This window comes from Nostoc sp. DedSLP03, from assembly GCF_034530815.1.
Lineage (GTDB): Bacteria > Cyanobacteriota > Cyanobacteriia > Cyanobacteriales > Nostocaceae > Nostoc.
In genome coordinates, this window is sequence record NZ_JAVRCK010000002.1 from 156,122 (window position 1) to 173,395 (window position 17,274).

Here is a 17,274-nt window from a genome sequence, read left to right on the forward strand (position 1 = left end):
TCTGCCCGATTCCACTAATCAATATTCACACCGACCTACTTCTTATGAGTATACCTTTAAAGCTTCGCAGTGGTTTTAGCTTTGATGAAGCGATTTTAATGGCTAAGTTCTCCAAACGAAGTTATGAAATATTTCAAGTCGGAGGAGGCTCTGTTGAGGATGCCGAAGTCCAAGATATCTATAACTCTCTGTATAAGAATGAGGGCTGGAAATTAGTTCATAGCTTGCATAATAATGAAACTAATATCCGAGGTTTCATTTTTAAACGAGAAGGAAGTAATCAATTTGCGGTGATTTTTCGAGGCTCGATTGTTACCGATCGCGGTCAAATTGAATTAACGGATATTTTGACCGATCTCAATTGGTCATTAATTAACTATGGTTCTCTACCAGATACGCGAGTCAAAGTTGCACGGGGATTTTTTGAAGGATTTGAAGCCGTCAAAGACGAACTTGCTGTTTTTTTCCAGGTTCTCTTAGGTCAAATTAATGCTCAAGATTTTGAGATATTTCAAACCTTGAATTCTGGCAAACAAATTGCTATTGCCCATGCCATTGCTGCGGCTGGAGGAATCCGATTCGGATTGGCCTTTGAGCGCCGATTAAAAAAACTAATTTCGGAAGTTTTCTCTTATGATGCGATCGGCAACCTGAATCGAGCCTGGAGTTTTGCCCGCGATGAACTGTTGAACTTTGAAGATATCTCTAGAGAAATGAGTCAGTTATCGAATAGTCGCAGGGCTGGCGCTAGCTTAAATTCTATATCTAAGATACCTAAAAATACCAGCCGCCTTGAGGTTTTTGTGGGCGGTCATAGTTTGGGCGGTGGTTTAGCTCAACTCGGCGCTCTGTTCTTAAAACGCCGTTTTAGTTCTTTGGGAGAGTCAGCTTTACGAGTTAAAGTATACACCTTTGGATCTGTGAAAGTTGGCAATCAGCATTTTGCCAATTACTACAACGAACAATTAGGAGAAGGATTTAGTTACCGCGTCGAAAATCAACTGGATCTGTTTACTCGAGTACCTTTTAGCTTTCCTTTCCCTTTAAGTATGGTTGCTGGCAATGGCTTGAGATTGGGAGAACTTTACTTAGGTAATTACGAACATGTGGGAGAAGTTCATCACGTAATCGGACTGGGAAATCACGGTGTCTCTCTGAATTTTGGGGGAGCGGCAGAATTTATGGGAGGTATTCCTTTCCCTCACAGCTTCGATACCTACATTCAACTGCTCCAAGAAGACAAAAAACGATGGCATCAGTTGTGGCAACCGATTAGAGGAATTCTCAGCATCTTTTTACAAGAAATGCTCCAAGAACAAGAAGCTGGGATTGTGATGACCACCGAAGAACAAATACGGGGAGTTCAAGAACAGACATCTGAAGAAATTCAAAATCTCAAGCAATCTCTAGACGAACTTAAAAGCGAAATTCAGCGATCGGGGCTGAACTTGAAGAACGAATAAGAACTGGTAACTTTCACTACTTATGACCCCTACTGTTACTGCTCGCAATTTTAGTATCTTTGCTGGTCTACTTGCCTTAAGTATCGGGGCTGGATACGTTTTCCTGTCTAAAGTATCTAGCCCGTCACCCGCCAACAACGCCTCGTCATCTTCGTTATCGTTGCCCCCTGAAAAAACAAAAGTCTTGGCATTGGGGCGGTTGGAACCAGAAGGGGAGATTACCAAAGTTGCAGTTCCAGTGGGGGCGCAGATTGATAAATTAAAAGTTTCTGAGGGCGATTGGGTTAAAGCCGGACAAGTTTTGGCTTATCTCAAAAGTCACCAAGAAATGCTGGCTAAACGAAATTTGGTTGCTAGCCAGTTAGAGGAGGTGCAAAAACAGATACAAACAGATAGCTCCCTCAATAAAATTGAGATTGGTCAAGCACAAGCACAGATTGGTCAGATTTCTACTCCTCGTTTGCAAGAAATTAGCTCTCAACAGGCTGCTGTTCGCCGATCGCAAGCAGAGTTGGATCAAGCAATTATCATACGCGATCGCTATACAAAACTTTATGCTGAAGGTGCAGTTCCTAAAGAAGATTATGAGATTAGGAAGTTACTGGTTGTACAAACCCAGGAGAATTTAAGTCAAGCCAGAGCCAAGTTAGAGCAATTAACCACAACCCGCACAGAAGATATCAAAGTAGCTCAAGAGAACCTCAAACGCTCAGAAATGAATTTAAAGCGAGTCGCTAGCCATAGTGGGTTGACTTCAGCCATCCAAAATTTAAAACTGGCCCAGGCACAGTTAGAGCAAACTATTATCCGTGCGCCCAAAAACGGCCAAGTCTTGAAGATTTACACCCAGGCTGGAGAAGTGATTTCCGATCGCGGGCTTCTGGCTCTAGGCAACACACGTAATATGTATGTAGTGGCAGAGGTTTTTGAAACAGACGTTAAGTTGATTAAAGTCGGACAGCGAGCAACGATTACCAGTCCGGTTTTTGAAGAAAAAATGACTGGCACTGTCGCCAAAATTGGTCAACTGGTGTTCAAAAACGACATTATTGGGGACGATCCGACAGCAAAATCAGATGTCCGAGTGGTAGAAGTGAAAATCCGCTTAGATCGAAGCAAACTTGTCTCCGATCTAAGTAATCTGCAAGTAGATACCGAGATTGATTTAAATTAATTCGCTAAAGGTTTTTCAAAAGGGAATAGGGAACAGGGAACAGGGAATAGGAGGCAAGGAAAAATATAGTGACTAAACGTCAGCACCGCAAACACTGGAAAGGGCCCCCGTTGGCATGGCGCAACTTAATGCAGAGTAAAGCTCGCTTAAGCGTGGGAGTTTCAGCCATCAGCTTTGCGGTTTCCTTAATATTTATGCAACTTGGACTCTTTGGCGGAGTGATGAAGGGAGCGACGCTCCTCTATGACAGCCTCGATTTTGACATTGTATTGATTTCATCCAAGTCGCCAGAGTCTACCAATGTTCCACCCTTTCCCCGACGTTATTTGTATCAGGCGGGAGGGATGAATGGCGTTGCTGCTGCTAGACCGCTATACCTGTCATTTGGCTCGTGGCGCAATGTAGAAACGACGCGAATACGAGCGCTTTTGGTTTTGGGGTTTAATTATCGAGATCCTGTGTTGCGCGTGCCAGAAGTTTATCCGTATTTACAAGACCTGCAACGCCAAGATACCTTGCTAATGAATCGCTTTTCACGCTCCGAATTTGGCCCGAGAGAAGTAGGTCTGAAAACTGAACTGAGCAGGCGACAAGTTGAGATTGTGGGGTTGTTTAGCTTAAATAACACTATCCGTGCTGATGGCACTGTGATTGTTAGCGATGGAAATTTTATTCGTCTCAATCCGGGGCGATCGCTAAATGATGTGAGTCTGGGGCTGCTGAAAGTTGAGCCGGGTGTAAACGTTGATGAAGTCGTACAACGCTTACGCCAAATCATGCCGGCAACGATTAAGGTGTTCGATCGCCAGGAAGCCATGGCCAGAGAGCAGGAATTTTGGGTTAAATCTTCTTCGCTCGGTTATATCATTGGTGTTGCCGTTGTCATGGCTTTTTTAGTTGGGACTGTCATTGTCTATCAAGTCCTGAGTTCTGATGTCACTGAACGCTTGCACGAATACGCAACTTTAAAAGCCATTGGATATACTAATCTGCGTTTGTTGACAGTCGTTGTCCAAGAAGCGGTTGTGCTGGCGGCGCTGGGGTTTATTCCCGGTTGTCTTCTGGCTTTGGGTATGTACCATGCCATTTTTATTTCCACAAGACTACCAGTCGCCATGACTGTTAGCCGGATGTTATTAGTATTTGGCTTGACGATTCTGACATGTAGTGCGTCTGGACTTATTGTTGCTCGCAAAGTATTAGTTGCAGATCCCGCTGATGTTTTCTAGGAAAAAGGTTCGAGTTGTCCTTTTTAAGTTTTCCCTTGCTTGGCGCAACCTGCTCCAGCGTCGATCGCAGTTTGTCACAGCATTAGCCGCGATCGCCTTTGCAGTTTTTCTGATGTTTTCCCAACTCGGATTTCAGAATGCAATGTTGAATAGTAACGTTGCGTTTATTCAGGTATTAAATGCTGATTTAATCATGCTCAGTCAGCGACGCTATGTTACCGTTATTGACGAAACTTTTAATCGAACTCGATTATATCAAGCTAGACAATTTGAGGGCGTTGCCGCCGCTTATCCTCTTTATATCACTCTCGGTAGTTGGAGACGTTATGGAACTGCTGAGGAAAGGTCTATCAGAGTACTGGGATTTAACTTAGACGATCCTGTTTTTCTTTTGCCTGAAATTCAAGCCGCTGAATCCGTTCTCAAAATGCCCAACACTGTATTGACCGATAGCAGGTCTCGCAAAGATTATGGTTCTATGCAACCGGGTGTGACGACTGAGCTTTCTGGTGTCAACATCAAAATAATTGGCACGTTTGAACTGGGTGCTGACTTTGTAACTGATGGCAATTTAATTGTCAGCGATCTTAATTTTCTGAGAATCTTTGCAACTAGACCTTCTGGCATTGATTCCAAGCTTCGTCCATCGCTCAACGATGTTGATATTGGTCTAATCAAAGTGACTCCGGGAACGAATAGCGATCGCCTAGAAAAGTTTTTAAATCAAGCTTTACCATCTGATATAGTTGTTTACACAAAACAACATTTTATTGCCAAAGAACTAGATTATTGGATGCAAGCATCTGGAATTGGGGCTATTTTTGGACTAGGAACAATCATCGGTTTTGTGGTTGGTATTGTCGTTGTTTACAACATTATCTATAGTAATGTTACAGATAATTTACCTCAATATGGTACTTTGAAAGCCATTGGCCATTCTAATTTTTATCTTGTCAGTATTGTTTTTCTGCAATCTATAATTCTTTCATGTTTTGGTTTTTTTCCGGGCTTTTGCTTAAGTACTATTTTTTATAAATTAATTTCTACGGCTACAGGGCTGCAATTAGAAATGGATTTTAAAGTTATCAGCCTCGTGCTATGTTTAACAATTTTAATGTGTGTGATTTCCGGACTGATTGCCAGCAGAAAACTTAAAAAAATAGATCCTGCTGATATTTATTAACAAAGATTTTGAATAGATATTGATATAAACCGATGTCTAACGAACCAATTATTGTCATCAAAAACCTCAACCATTATTATGGCAAGGGTCAATTACGCAAACAAATATTATTTGATATTTCCCTGAAAATTTATCCTGGAGAAATTGTGATTATGTCCGGCCCCTCTGGGTCTGGAAAGACAACACTGCTGACTTTAATTGGGGGATTGCGTTCTGTTCAAGAAGGTAGCCTTCAGATACTAGGACACGAGTTAAGCAAAGCCAGCAATCGGTTGCTGGAAAATGTCCGCAAGCAGATAGGGTTCATTTTCCAAGCTCATAATTTGTTAGGTTCCTTAACTGCAAACCAAAACGTGCAAATGTCTTTGGTGTTGAATGATGCGATCGCAATGGAAGAAGCGCAAGAGCGATCGCAAGCAATATTAGAACAAGTGGGACTGCAAAAGCGGATTCATTCTTATCCACACCAGTTATCGGGCGGACAAAAACAACGAGTGGCGATCGCGCGGGCTTTGGTAAACCGACCCAAACTGATTTTGGCAGATGAACCAACAGCAGCGCTAGACAAAGCCAGTGGTCGAGATGTGGTGGAACTAATGCAAAAACTGGCAAAGCAGCAAAATTGTACCATTTTGCTAGTAACACATGACAACCGAATTTTAGATATTGCCGATCGCATCGTTCATTTAGAAGATGGTCGTTTAGCCTCGCCTACAGAGCAAGCAATTCTAGACATTGAGAGTACAACGACCTCATTAGTTAAAGCGAAAAAAGAGGAATTGAGCCGCACGCTCGAAGAATTAACAATCCCTCAGTTTTTGAGTTTGCTTCAAAAGCTCAAAGAAGAATTTGAACAAGTTTTGCAAGCAATGAATATTCTCAGCGAGCAAATGCTAAAAGCAAACATTGAGGAAGTGATTAGGGCGTTAGCTTGGAAAATTGCCCAAATTATGGCTGCGGATCGAGCAACTATCTTTGTGGTCGATCGGGAAAAAAACCAGCTTTGGTCTAAGGTTTCCCGGAGTGAAAATGAAGAAGCGGTAGAAATTTTCCTGCCGATGAATGCTAGTATTAGCGGTTATGTTGCCACAACTGGTGAAAGTGTAAATATAACTGATGTTCAGCAAAATCCTCAGTTCTATAGAGAAATCGATCGAGCAACTGGATATCATACTTGTAATATCCTTTGCTTACCCATGTTCAATAGTAAAAACCAAGTGTTTGCAGTGGTGGTATTGACTAACAAACTAGGAGGTAGCTCCTTTGATACCAATGATGAACGTCTACTTCGCGAACTAACTGCACCGCTGGGTGTGATTCTAGAAGGTACTCTCTCGGTGTTACAACAATAGAGAGAGGAAGGAATTGAAGAAGAATTCAGAAGTCAGAACTCAGGATTCAGAATAATATTTACCCTAAATAAGCTTTTTTAACTCGCTCATCACTAATCAATTCTGATGCTGCCCCTGTTAAAGTAATAGAACCAGCTTCTAAAACATAACCGCGATCGGCAATTTGCAGCGCCAAATTTGCGTTTTGTTCAACTAACAAAATAGTCACGCCTGTAGCCCGAAGATTTTCAATAATAGAAAAGATTTCCCGGACGATCGCAGGTGCTAAACCTAAGCTAGGCTCATCTAAAAGCAACAGTTGTGGTTTACTCATGACAGCGCGAGCGATCGCTAACATTTGTTGTTCGCCACCGCTGAGGGTTCCTGCTAGTTGATTGCGTCTTTGTGACAAGCGGGGAAATAGCTCAAATTGGCGCTGAATGTCTGCTTTGATCTCGGCTTGATTGGAGCGAATATAAGCACCCAAAAGTAAATTATCAAATACAGTTTGCCGCGCTAATACTCTACGTCCTTCAGGACAATGAGCAATACCAAGTTGGACAACTTCGTGAGTTTGGCGACGAGTAATATTATGTCCATTATAGATAATTCCGCCACTTTTAGGATTAACTACTTTAGATATAGCGCGAAGTGTAGTTGTTTTTCCAGCACCATTAGCACCAATTAAAGTAACTACCTCGCCTTTTTTGATAATTAAATTAATCTTTTTTAAAGCTTGGATGCCGCCATAATTAACATCAAGTTCTTGAACTTCTAAAATTGTATAGTCTGGCTTACTATCGGCTTTCATCGGCGGTTTACATCCAGAAATGTTGATTCAAAATCTAAGAGGTTGTTTGAAAAGTCGCAAAGTATACTATAAACCCCTTTCAAAACCTCTCCCCGTTGGCATCAGCCTGCCGTTAAGCAAGCGCATAGAGGCTTTTAAACCCCCATTCCCTTGTAGGGAAGGAAGGGGGGCTAGGGGGGTTAGGTTTCTGGGATTTAAATGCTACCAAAAATACTTGTTCATTCACCCTCTAAGATATATCAATCATACATTTCTTAAAACAGTGCCAAGAAGTCTATTGCTTCAACTTCAAACTAACGCCATAATACCGCAATCTTTATGATGTACCATTAATTACTGATAAATATATCAAGCGTCCAGTGGCAAAAGTAGCAGATATTGGTAGCAAAGGACTAATTAATTTAGCTCCCGATGCATGGGTACAGTGGGTAACACAGCGTCCTGAAGTTGTGGCTAAAGAAATTCTCGGCTCTGAGTTTCACTGGATTAGCCGCGAAACAGATGTGTTAGTGAAAGCATACAGTGCCACTCACGGGGATTTTCTCGTACTCAATGAACTACAGTTGCGTTACACAACACAGATGCCTCTACGGATGAGAGTTTATGCTGCCTTGGCACAAGAACGCTATCGATTGCCAACTTACCCAGTACTGATCAACATTTTACCGCCTTCATCCAGCTTAACTATTGTCAGTAGTTACGAGCAGGAATTTTTGGGATTACGTGCTATCCAAGATTATCGCACGATCAATTTGTGGGAAATCGATGCTGAAATAGTCTTTGAGCAACCATTACCATCGTTGTTACCCTTTGTGCCAATCCTCCGAGGAGGAGAAGAGGTATCAGTTGTGCAACGCGCATTAGAGGCGCTACGAGCAGATGAACAGCTGAACGAGTTAGAATCATTGCTGGCATTTTTTGCTAGCTTTGTCTTAGATACGCCTTTAGTGCAAGAAATCATGAGGTGGGATATGGCAGTATTGCGAGAATCGCCTTGGTATCACGAAATTGAGCAAAGAGGTATTCAGCAAGGCGCGCGACGGCAGCTAATTCGGGTATTGGAACAACGCTTTGGTGAAATTCCCCATGAAGTAGAAGTAAGGTTTGAGGGCGAGAGTGTGGAAAAATTAGAAAATTTAATGGATAGTGCGATCGCAGTGAATTCTTTAGAGGAATTTGTGAGTATTTTGTTTATGTAAATTTCACAGGTGCGATCGCCTTTAGTGCAACAAATCATGAAGTGAGATATTACAGGTGCGATCGCACTAACCCATCACCAGTAGCAACATTGCTGAGGAATAAGTTAGATAAAATTTTACCTGATAAATATGTCACACTTCAAGTTACGATAAATCTGACTTATTGAGAGCATCTACACGCTGATGACAAAGCCTGCTGATGTCAGTACCAAAAAATTAATCAGCCTCGCACCCAATAACTGGGCAAGATGGGTAACACAAATTCCTGATATTGTTGCTGGGGAAATTCTAAATAGTGAATTTCAGTGGATTAGCCGGGAAAGTGATGTTTTAATCCGTGTCAGTAGTCCCCAACATGGAGAATTTTTGCTTCTTAACGAATTACAATTACGCTATAAATCCCAAATGCCGCGTCGGATGCGTGCTTATACTGCGCTTGCAGAAGAAAAATATAACTTACCAACATACCCCGTTCTGATCAACATTCTTAAAACTGGTAACAATGAAATACCCACAAGCTTTACATCAAATATTGCCGGATTACGGGCAATCCAAGATTATCGAGTAATTAATCTGTGGGAAATTGATGTCAATATTGCTTTTCAACAACCCTTACCATCCTTACTGCCATTTGTACCCATTCTCAAAGGTGGTGAAAATGAATTTATTATTAGAGAAGCATTGCAAATTCTTCGTGCTGATGAACAACTCAACCAACTAGAAACAGTTCTAGCTTTTTTTGCTACGTTTGTTTTAGAGAATACACTCGTTCAAGAAATCATGAGGTGGGATATGGCCGTATTACGTGAGTCACCTTGGTATCAAGAAATTTTACGCGAAGGAGAAGCACGCGGAGAAGCACGCGGAGAAGCACGCGGGGAACTGCAAGGAATACTTTCTGCGATTGAAATTAATTTAGAGTTGAAGTTTGGCGATCGCGGCTTACAATTGATGCCAGAAATTAACCAGATTCAGGATTTAGAGCGTTTAAAGACAATTTTACGGAATATTGTCACTGCAAATACTATTGAGGAATTGCAACAAATTTTATAATTCTCAAGTTAGTTATAGCACAAGCTTTGGTGGTTAGGACATCAACAGACGATAAAACTTAGACACAAAAAGGCTTTTCACCCAGTCCCCAGTCCCTTGCTATATCAATCATTTCCCAAATAAGCTTCAATTACAGCCGGATCGTTTCTGACTACAGATGGTTCACCCAAAGCAATTAATTGACCAAAATCTAATACAGCAATGCGATCGCACAAACCCATAACCAATGGTACATGGTGTTCAATCAGAACGATCGTCAAATTGAAGTCATTGCGCAGGCTGCGAATAAATGCACTGAGTTGCTGCTTTTCATTTGGGTTCATTCCCGCCGCCGGTTCATCAAGAAGTAAAATTTGCGGTTGTAATGCTAAAGCACGGGCAATTTCTAGCCGACGCTGATCGCCGTAAGCAAAGTTTTTGGCTTTTTCGTCAGCGCGATCGCTTAATCCCACCAAATCTAATAAATCGAAAGCTTTTTGCTTAGTCTTCAATTCTTCACGAGGCGCTGGTGGTAATCCCAAAACACCTGTAATCATATTACTTTTAGTGTGTAAATGTCGGGCAATTATCACATTTTCTAAGGCTGATAATTCTCCGAACAAGCGGATATTTTGGAAGGTACGGGCGATACCTAAAGCCGCAATTTGATGAGGACGCAGTTGAGAAATTGCTGCACCTTGATAAATTAATTTACCGCTAGAAGGTGGAATGAAGGCAGTAATTAAATTAAACAGTGTTGTTTTGCCAGCACCATTAGGGCCAATCAGTCCAAAAATCTCATGTTTATTTACACTAAAAGATACATTATTTACAGCCACTAAACCACCAAAGCGGCGAGTTAATGCTCTTGCTTCTAAGACAATACTGTTATTAGTTACTGAAATACTATGTGACATTTTTGCATATTATTATGAATATAAAACTTACGCAATAACTCTTTAAAACTCTTATTCCTTTGCGTCTTTGGCGTCCTTCTCTTCGAGACGCTTCGCGTTCGCCTAGCGTTCCGGAGGAAAGGCGGTTCGTTTTTTTCTTTGAAAAACATCTGGAGTAATTAGCCCTTGAGGGAAAAATATTGTACCTATTACTATTAAAAAGCCAAAAATAATTAATCTACCATCTCGCAAAAACTGTGCTAACCAATTAGGTAAACCACCAGTATCGGCGAGGCTTCGCAGAATCTCTGGTAAAGCTGTAAATACCATACCTCCAATTACCGGGCCTAAAAAAGTTCTCGAACCACCAATTAAAACAAAAGTTAAATATATAATGCTGGCATCAAAAGTACCTTGACGAGCATTCCAGGTATTGAGGAAGTGAGCGCTAATTGCACCTACAACCCCTGCAAGCATAGCCCCTAACGTAAACGCCAAAACTTTGTAATAAGTGGGAGCAATTCCCATTGCACCCGCAGCTAATTCATCTTCGCGGATAGCGATAAAAGCCCTGCCGACGCGGATACGTTCTAAACGATAAAGTAGTACCATACTAATTAATAGTAATGGCAAAGCAATCCATAAATATTCAAGTTGTGTTTGAAAAGGTTGAGGAATACCAAAAATTCCGACAGCACCGCCTGTAATATCTAGATTGAGGGAGATGACACGTAGAACTTCTACAAAAGCGATAGTTGCGATCGCTAAATAAATTCCTCGCAAGCGTAACGCTGGAATTCCCACTAATATACCCAAAAAACCAGAAATTACACCCGCAATTAACATCTCCAATAACAACAAGGGAATTGGAAATAAACTACTGCTAGATGTAAAAACTTTTGTGGATAAAATTGCTGCAATATATCCACCTAAAGCATAAAATCCGGGACTAGCTAAAGACAATTGTCCTGTCATTAGCGGTAAGTAAAGCGATAACCCTAGTAACGCCCCCAATACCATAGAGACAATTAAAGAAGCGTAAGTAGCAAAAAAATCAGCCATTTTATTTTAAAATATTTTTATATAAGCTCAATCAAACTATCACTTTTGTCAACTTTTAAGCCGTTAAGATTTCCTCTGCTGTCAGCGTCAGTTCAGGAAAAGTTCGTGACACAATTCGTTCTGAACCTCTAAAATGTGTGCATTGGTATTTTCCCTCAGCATCTAATAAAAAAACAAAGATAGCCGGAACTTTTGGATTTCCCAAATACTCTCTTAGCCCAATTGCCAAATAATCTACAATCCAATATTCTATAATACCTAAGTGTTGATACTCATCTAATTTATCAATGTAGTCATCTTCCCAATTAGTTGATGTCACCTCTACAGCTAATTGGATAGGTTCTTCAAGTGCAGCATAAGCAGAACGATTTGAGCGCCATTTATCTTTATCTATGACACTTACATCAGGCTTGCGCCCTTGCTCTATGCCATTGGCAGTTATAGTTTTAAAGACTGCTGTGTTTTTTACTACGTAATTCAGATTTAGACGTTTAATTTCATCTTTGAAAAAGTCAGCCGTAAAGTCAGCGACATCATCATGATTTCTAGTTGCACGCACTTCTACAATTTCTCCATCTACAAGTTCATATAAACCCTCCTCTGGATACTGTTCTAAAAATTGGTCAAAAGTTAATTTTTGTTTGGTGTATGTTTTCATAGCGCTACTCTCTTTAAACTTTCTGAATAAACCGCCGCCCTAACAAACCTTGGGGTCTAACTAATAGCATGATAAACAAAATTGCAAAAGCTACTGCATCTTTATATCCAGAATAATCAACAGGGACAAATGCCTCAACTAATCCAATTAACAAACCTCCTACTACCGCACCAGGAATACTACCTAAACCACCTAAAACAATTACTGCTAAACCGCGCAAACCAAAAGCAATGCCGAAATATGGCCCTGCAATACTAACACTAGAGGCAACTAAAGTTCCTGCTAATCCTGCTAAAAAACTGCTGATGAAGAATGTTAGGATGATAAAGCGATCGCTATTAATTCCTAACAAACTAGCTGTAGTTGGATCTTCTGCGATCGCTTGCATTGCCTTACCATATTTAGTTCGATTAATAAAATAGGTAAGAATTACCACGATTGCTACTGACACAGTAAAAATTACCACCTGAACGCTGCGAATCGGAATTGGGTTTTCTGAACTACCAAAGTTAATCGCAGGTGGCAAATTACCATAAGTATTTGCGGGGTATGTATAACTTTCCGCACCTACTAAATATTGAATTAAATTCACAATTACCACTGCTACCCCCAAGCTGGAAACAACAGTCAGTAAAGGATCGGAGCCTTGACGACGCAAAGGTTGAAAAGCAACGCGTTCCATCACTACCCCTACCAATCCTGCCAAGGTGCTTCCTAAAATCAAGGATATAGCAAATGGTAATTTTATCGGCAAGGCTGCATTAGCCAGCAAACCATTAAATCCAAAGTTCCCACCCATCAGCGCATAAGTGAAATATGCACCCAAGGTAAAAATCGCGCCATGAGCTAAATTAATAATGCCCAAAATCGAATAAACCAAGGTATATCCCAAGGCAAAAATTGCATAGACGCTGCCAATGGATAACCCATTTAATAATTGCTGCAAAAAGATATTAATATTCATTTAGCAACTATTTTAGAAATGTAAATTTACCTTGACTACCGTCTTTTTCCATTTTGATTTGGGCAACATAGAAATCTTTTTGCACAACTTCACCTGTGGGAGTAAAACCAATTTCACCCAATGGTGTATTGTATGTTCCTTCAAGTATTTGTTTGTTTAGCTGCGTCCGTAATTCTGGTAGCTGTAGTTTATTGACTTTGCTCTTTTTATCTAAAGATTGGAGTGCTTCGACATAAACCTGCACTGCTGCAAAAGCTTGGGCGCTAAATTGGGGTGGTTCTTTTTTATATTCTTCAATATAAGCTTTACGAAATGCCGTGTTAATTTCACCTGGATGTTCTGGACTGTAGGCTTGAGCAATCAATACTCCATCACAAAGTGCTTTACAAACTGGCAATAAATTCGATGTATTTAGACCATTCCCACCGACAATTAAACCTTTATAACCCAGTTCCCGCAATTGCCTAACTAAATTACCACCATCAGCAGCCAAGCCAGAAATAATTACTAAATCTGGTTTGAGATTAATTGCATTGGTTGCTTGACTTTGAAAATCTGTGTCGCTAGTTTGGAATTTTTGCACTGTTACCAATTCTAGCCCTTGATCCTTAACTGTTTGCTGAAAAATTTCTGTTTCTGATTTGCTAAATGCGTCATTTTGGGCGTAGAAAACTGCGACTCTTTTTAGTTGGGGATTTTGCTTAAGTGCCGCTTTCACCGAATTAGGTGCAACGATGGAAACTGGTGCAGAAACACGAGCAACGTAATCACCAATTTCGGGAATATTTTTAGCAGTATTTGATGGGCCAATAATTGGTACTTTTGCCCGTTCGCCAATGGGATCGGCACTAAAAGCTTGCTGTGACAAAGTCGGGCCGACAATTCCAATAACTTTATCTCTATTAATTAGAGTTTGAAAAGCGTTAATTGCTCCTGCTTCATCACCGCTAGTATCTTGAAAAACTAATTTAATTGGTGTGCCATTAACACCACCTTTACTATTAAAATACTTCTGGGCAAGTTTGGCTCCAGCGACTTGCTCTTGACCCAGTAATGCCACATTGCTAGTTTGGGCAACACCAATACCAATGGGAATAGCAGTTGATAATGTATTCGTTGTTGCTGGGGTATTGGTTGCAGTATTATTTGGGGTACTATTTGGACTAGTATTTGGACTATTAGTGGGAGAATTTGTCACTGTGCTAGTGCCACCACCACAGCCTGTTAGTAGCAAAGCGCAAGTTGATAATAATGCTGTTGTCCGAGCGATCGCGTTGTTCATCGTTGGATAATCATCTAGTTATGAGATATTCGGCAAAAGCTAATAGTAATTTTCATAATCTGCAAACAAAATGATGCAGATTTACACTTTTGCACGAATTCTATTAAATCATTCTTATTTCACCATGCAAAGAGAAATATTCAAAGTGCTTGTAAATACAAATTATTATAATTAGTAATGATTTTATCATTCCCTGGTTCTAGTGCTATGAAGTCGCCAGAAAACTATCTACGTCATAGCGTCTGTGTTAACTAGGTAATTTTAGGTAGGTTAAGTATTGAGTGAGGAATCTTAACTACTTTTTTCATTACCAGTTAATTCTCTAGGTTCGTAGTGACGGCAACCGTTACACGGGCCTTCAGGATTAATAGCACAGCGGATATAGCCAGATCGGGCATTAAACTTGCAGCTGATATCGCCAATCAGATAACCTACCCCTTCTAAATAATAGCGATCGCCTTCCACAGGTCTAAGGTTTTGCCGTCCCTGTACCACTGGAAAATTCATGGCTGCTTGTCTCATCCGCAAGCGCGATCGCTGGGTTCTACGAATCATCCACAAGGAAAACAGGGACGGTAAAAAACCAACGGCAATCACTAAAAGTGTTTTTAACACCTTCTTTTTACCTCTTCTGGGCGCTGATTGATTGTCCCTGATGTTACACTCTGGTTTTACGGAAGTGCAAATATTAGGGCGGCTTTGTTTCTTTGTCACCAACTATGGTTGCAAAGAAATAATGGCAGTGTAGTATCTAGCAATTTTGAGGAATAAGTTCCTTCTGCCACTTCAATCAGCATAACTGTTACAACCTCAGAGGCGATCTGCCGTTGAATGTTGATAATTTTAAGATTTGTTGACTAATACCTTTTTGAAGAAGGGTTTTGTGTCAGCTTCAGCCCCATTCTTGTTTTTTCTGTGTCGCTGCGATGCTAATCTTTTTTTGGTTTGCTGACGAAGTTGCTGTGCTAGCAGTGCAGCTTCCCTTTCGGCTCGAAATAAATCAACTTTTCGCGTTGTCAAAATAAATGATTCGTCAGACTTTCGTTTCACCCAAGGGATGCTAACTGCGAAATACTGACAAATATTTTTACATATCTCCTTTATCAAGAATGGGCAACGTTTTTGAGTATTCATTTTATTAGCGATCGCTTTTAACTCTAATATCGCTGCTTCTAACTCTGCCGCTATCTGATTAATGCGTTCTACTTGTGTTATGAAACGCTCCCTTTCGCTGATGATTTTTTTTTCTTGGGGTTGCAGTGGCACTATAGCAGTAGTTACAAATGTAGGCTGGAACAGCAAAATGGGCTTTTTGTCCGTGTCTGGAATTTTTTTCATACTACCTCAAGCAAGGCTAGCGGACTTTTAAAGCATTTTAGCAGTTAATTAGTATATTTGTACTGTATAATAATGATGCCTAAAAGAGAATAAGGGAAGCACAGCGAATTAGACCTCTTGGCAAAAGTAACTTTTGCACTCTCGTGGGTAAAGGGGAAAGGTTAAAGGTTTTTTGTTATTCCTTTCCCCCTTACCCTTTACCCTTTCCCCGACAAATACCAAGAAGTCTATTATTGCGTCAAAATCTGACGGTTTAAAATACTCATAACTTCATTGGAATTAGCTGTTGGTAGTAGTGGACTCCAATCACGTACATTTGCGTAGCCCAAAACATGCAACAAGTGAATGGTGGCGGTAACAGCTTTGGGTGAACCAATTAATAAATGTTTAATTCGTTCTCTTCTGGGTGATGAGTCTTGGAAAGATGAATACAAAGGAGGTACGTCACCGCTTTGTGTGCCGAGAAACTGGGCTGGTTGTGATTTGGCGAACTTTTTTGATTGTGTCATGATAATATTTGACTCCGATTTTGGGGTTAAAAGAAGGCGATCGCAGACTCTTGCGCGAGGGCGATCGCCTTTCTTATGCATCTATTATAAAGTATATTTTTATACTTATAAATATACTTTTCTAAATATTTTTACTTAAATTGAGTATGAGGAATCAGGGCGATCGTTTGTTGAATTCGGGCGAGCGTTTATTGAATTCGTTTGAGCGTTTGTTGAATTCGGGCAAGCGTTTATTGAATTCGGGCAAGCGTTTATTGAATTCGGATAAGTTTCAATAAATTCACGTAATAAATATAATAATTTTTGTATTAAATAGTTTATATATACTGAATATTGCTGGTGTCGTTCGCCACGATTTTGTTTATCCTAATGGTGTAAAGACAGGATAGAAGTCAGTTTTTATCTTAGTACACGATCGATAAAAGGAAAGTTATTTATGTCACGTCGAACACGTGGGTCTAAAGTACTTGATAGGGCACAGCGTCGAATTGCGGCTTTGAAATCGATTAGTCCCACCTTAGATTTAGGTAATGGAGTTACTATTGACACCTTTGCCGCCGCCATCAAAAAAACACAGGACAAATTGGAAGTTTATAACTCCAGCCTCTCCACTGTGGATATAACTCAGGGAGCCTTTGAATTAGAGGAAAAGTTGCTGATGGAACTAACAGAACATGTGTTAGTCAGTGTAGCTGCAAAGTATGGCAAGAATAGTGATGAATACAAAATGACAGGGGGCGTTCGTCGCAGCGAACGCAAGCGTCCAGTGCGGAAGCCTAAGCAAGAGGTTGTTGCTTTATAAAAACAATACATTTGGGTTTTTTGACACTCTCCCGAATTGAATTCGGGAGATTCTTGGTTAGGTGGCGAACCAATAGAAAAAAGATAACAGAGAGAAGCGTCACTTTTATTGTTTACGAAACTCAAAGAATCTATATTAAATATGTCCTGACTCACGCTGAATACGATAAGGATAAATGGAAAAATGACCCGTACTTTTAATCCAGAATCTTATGGGAAATTGCTAGCCGAGTATCAGCCAAAAATTATTACCACGGATGCAGAAAACGAACAAGCGATGTCAAAGACAAGCCGCTTTGCGTCTACGCACTTGCATTAACCTTAGAACATCGTCCCAATCGT

18 protein-coding genes and 1 pseudogene are annotated in these 17,274 nt (G+C 40.5%); 10 read left to right on the forward strand and 9 right to left on the reverse strand.

The window, feature by feature from the left end:
• Positions 1–44: 44 nt before the first annotated feature.
• From RM368_RS01690 to RM368_RS01710, 5 genes are all read left to right on the forward strand, one after another.
• Positions 45–1,463, forward strand: a complete 1,419-nt coding sequence (locus RM368_RS01690; protein WP_322692435.1) for a lipase family protein — start codon at positions 45–47, stop codon at positions 1,461–1,463.
• Between the two features lie 22 nt (positions 1,464–1,485).
• Positions 1,486–2,637 (forward strand): efflux RND transporter periplasmic adaptor subunit, encoded by a 1,152-nt coding sequence (locus RM368_RS01695; RefSeq protein ID WP_322692436.1) that lies wholly within the window; start codon positions 1,486–1,488, stop codon positions 2,635–2,637.
• 68 nt (positions 2,638–2,705) lie between these two features.
• Positions 2,706–3,866: an ABC transporter permease DevC gene (gene devC, locus RM368_RS01700; protein ID WP_322692437.1), complete on the forward strand. Its 1,161-nt coding sequence runs from the start codon at positions 2,706–2,708 to the stop codon at positions 3,864–3,866.
• Positions 3,856–5,049 carry an ABC transporter permease DevC gene (devC, locus tag RM368_RS01705; protein WP_322692438.1) on the forward strand — a complete coding sequence of 398 codons (1,194 nt, stop codon included), beginning with the start codon at positions 3,856–3,858 and terminating at the stop codon, positions 5,047–5,049. The genes devC (RM368_RS01700) and devC (RM368_RS01705) overlap by 11 nt, the downstream gene beginning before the upstream one ends.
• Before the next feature lie 32 nt (positions 5,050–5,081).
• Positions 5,082–6,401, forward strand: coding sequence for an ATP-binding cassette domain-containing protein (locus tag RM368_RS01710; RefSeq protein WP_322692439.1), 1,320 nt, complete (start codon positions 5,082–5,084; stop codon positions 6,399–6,401).
• 58 nt (positions 6,402–6,459) lie between these two features.
• On the opposite strand, the gene RM368_RS01715 is transcribed toward RM368_RS01710, so the two are convergent.
• Positions 6,460–7,191 (reverse strand): ABC transporter ATP-binding protein, encoded by a 732-nt coding sequence (locus tag RM368_RS01715; RefSeq protein WP_322692440.1) that lies wholly within the window; start codon positions 7,189–7,191, stop codon positions 6,460–6,462.
• Between the two features lie 359 nt (positions 7,192–7,550).
• Between RM368_RS01715 and RM368_RS01720 the strand changes: the two genes are divergently transcribed.
• Both RM368_RS01720 and RM368_RS01725 read left to right on the forward strand, forming a co-directional pair.
• A complete protein-coding gene (locus RM368_RS01720) occupies positions 7,551–8,390 on the forward strand; it encodes an Rpn family recombination-promoting nuclease/putative transposase (RefSeq protein ID WP_322692441.1) in 840 nt (279 codons plus the stop codon).
• Between the two features lie 183 nt (positions 8,391–8,573).
• Positions 8,574–9,443, forward strand: a complete 870-nt coding sequence (locus RM368_RS01725; protein WP_322692442.1) for an Rpn family recombination-promoting nuclease/putative transposase — start codon at positions 8,574–8,576, stop codon at positions 9,441–9,443.
• A 104-nt stretch (positions 9,444–9,547) separates the two neighbouring features.
• Here RM368_RS01725 and RM368_RS01730 read toward each other — a convergent pair whose 3' ends face one another.
• The 8 genes from RM368_RS01730 to RM368_RS01765 all read right to left on the reverse strand — a co-directional run bounded on the left by RM368_RS01730 (position 9,548) and on the right by RM368_RS01765 (position 16,131).
• Complete coding sequence (locus RM368_RS01730; RefSeq protein WP_322692443.1) at positions 9,548–10,339, reverse strand: ABC transporter ATP-binding protein; 792 nt, start codon at positions 10,337–10,339, stop codon at positions 9,548–9,550.
• 102 nt (positions 10,340–10,441) lie between these two features.
• Positions 10,442–11,380: a branched-chain amino acid ABC transporter permease gene (locus RM368_RS01735; protein WP_322692444.1), complete on the reverse strand. Its 939-nt coding sequence runs from the start codon at positions 11,378–11,380 to the stop codon at positions 10,442–10,444.
• 55 nt (positions 11,381–11,435) lie between these two features.
• Complete coding sequence (locus RM368_RS01740; protein WP_322692445.1) at positions 11,436–12,038, reverse strand: Uma2 family endonuclease; 603 nt, start codon at positions 12,036–12,038, stop codon at positions 11,436–11,438.
• A gap of 13 nt (positions 12,039–12,051) precedes the next feature.
• Entirely contained in the window at positions 12,052–13,002 is a 951-nt protein-coding gene (locus tag RM368_RS01745; protein ID WP_322692446.1) for a branched-chain amino acid ABC transporter permease, read from the reverse strand.
• A gap of 7 nt (positions 13,003–13,009) precedes the next feature.
• Positions 13,010–14,284 carry an ABC transporter substrate-binding protein gene (locus tag RM368_RS01750; protein WP_322692447.1) on the reverse strand — a complete coding sequence of 425 codons (1,275 nt, stop codon included), beginning with the start codon at positions 14,282–14,284 and terminating at the stop codon, positions 13,010–13,012.
• A gap of 291 nt (positions 14,285–14,575) precedes the next feature.
• Positions 14,576–14,899 (reverse strand): DUF6464 family protein, encoded by a 324-nt coding sequence (locus RM368_RS01755; RefSeq protein WP_322692448.1) that lies wholly within the window; start codon positions 14,897–14,899, stop codon positions 14,576–14,578.
• Between the two features lie 228 nt (positions 14,900–15,127).
• Complete coding sequence (locus RM368_RS01760; protein ID WP_322692449.1) at positions 15,128–15,622, reverse strand: hypothetical protein; 495 nt, start codon at positions 15,620–15,622, stop codon at positions 15,128–15,130.
• 230 nt (positions 15,623–15,852) lie between these two features.
• Complete coding sequence (locus tag RM368_RS01765; protein ID WP_322692450.1) at positions 15,853–16,131, reverse strand: hypothetical protein; 279 nt, start codon at positions 16,129–16,131, stop codon at positions 15,853–15,855.
• 436 nt (positions 16,132–16,567) lie between these two features.
• Here RM368_RS01765 and RM368_RS01770 point away from each other — a divergent pair, with 436 nt between their 5' ends.
• From RM368_RS01770 to RM368_RS01780, 3 genes and pseudogenes are all read left to right on the forward strand, one after another.
• Positions 16,568–16,933 (forward strand): hypothetical protein, encoded by a 366-nt coding sequence (locus RM368_RS01770; RefSeq protein WP_322692451.1) that lies wholly within the window; start codon positions 16,568–16,570, stop codon positions 16,931–16,933.
• A gap of 101 nt (positions 16,934–17,034) precedes the next feature.
• A pseudogene (locus RM368_RS01775) lies at positions 17,035–17,133 on the forward strand (type II toxin-antitoxin system HigB family toxin); the annotation flags it as partial.
• Entirely contained in the window at positions 17,117–17,251 is a 135-nt protein-coding gene (locus RM368_RS01780; RefSeq protein WP_322692452.1) for a hypothetical protein, read from the forward strand. The pseudogene RM368_RS01775 and the gene RM368_RS01780, both read left to right, overlap by 17 nt.
• The last annotated feature ends 23 nt before the right edge of the window (positions 17,252–17,274 follow it).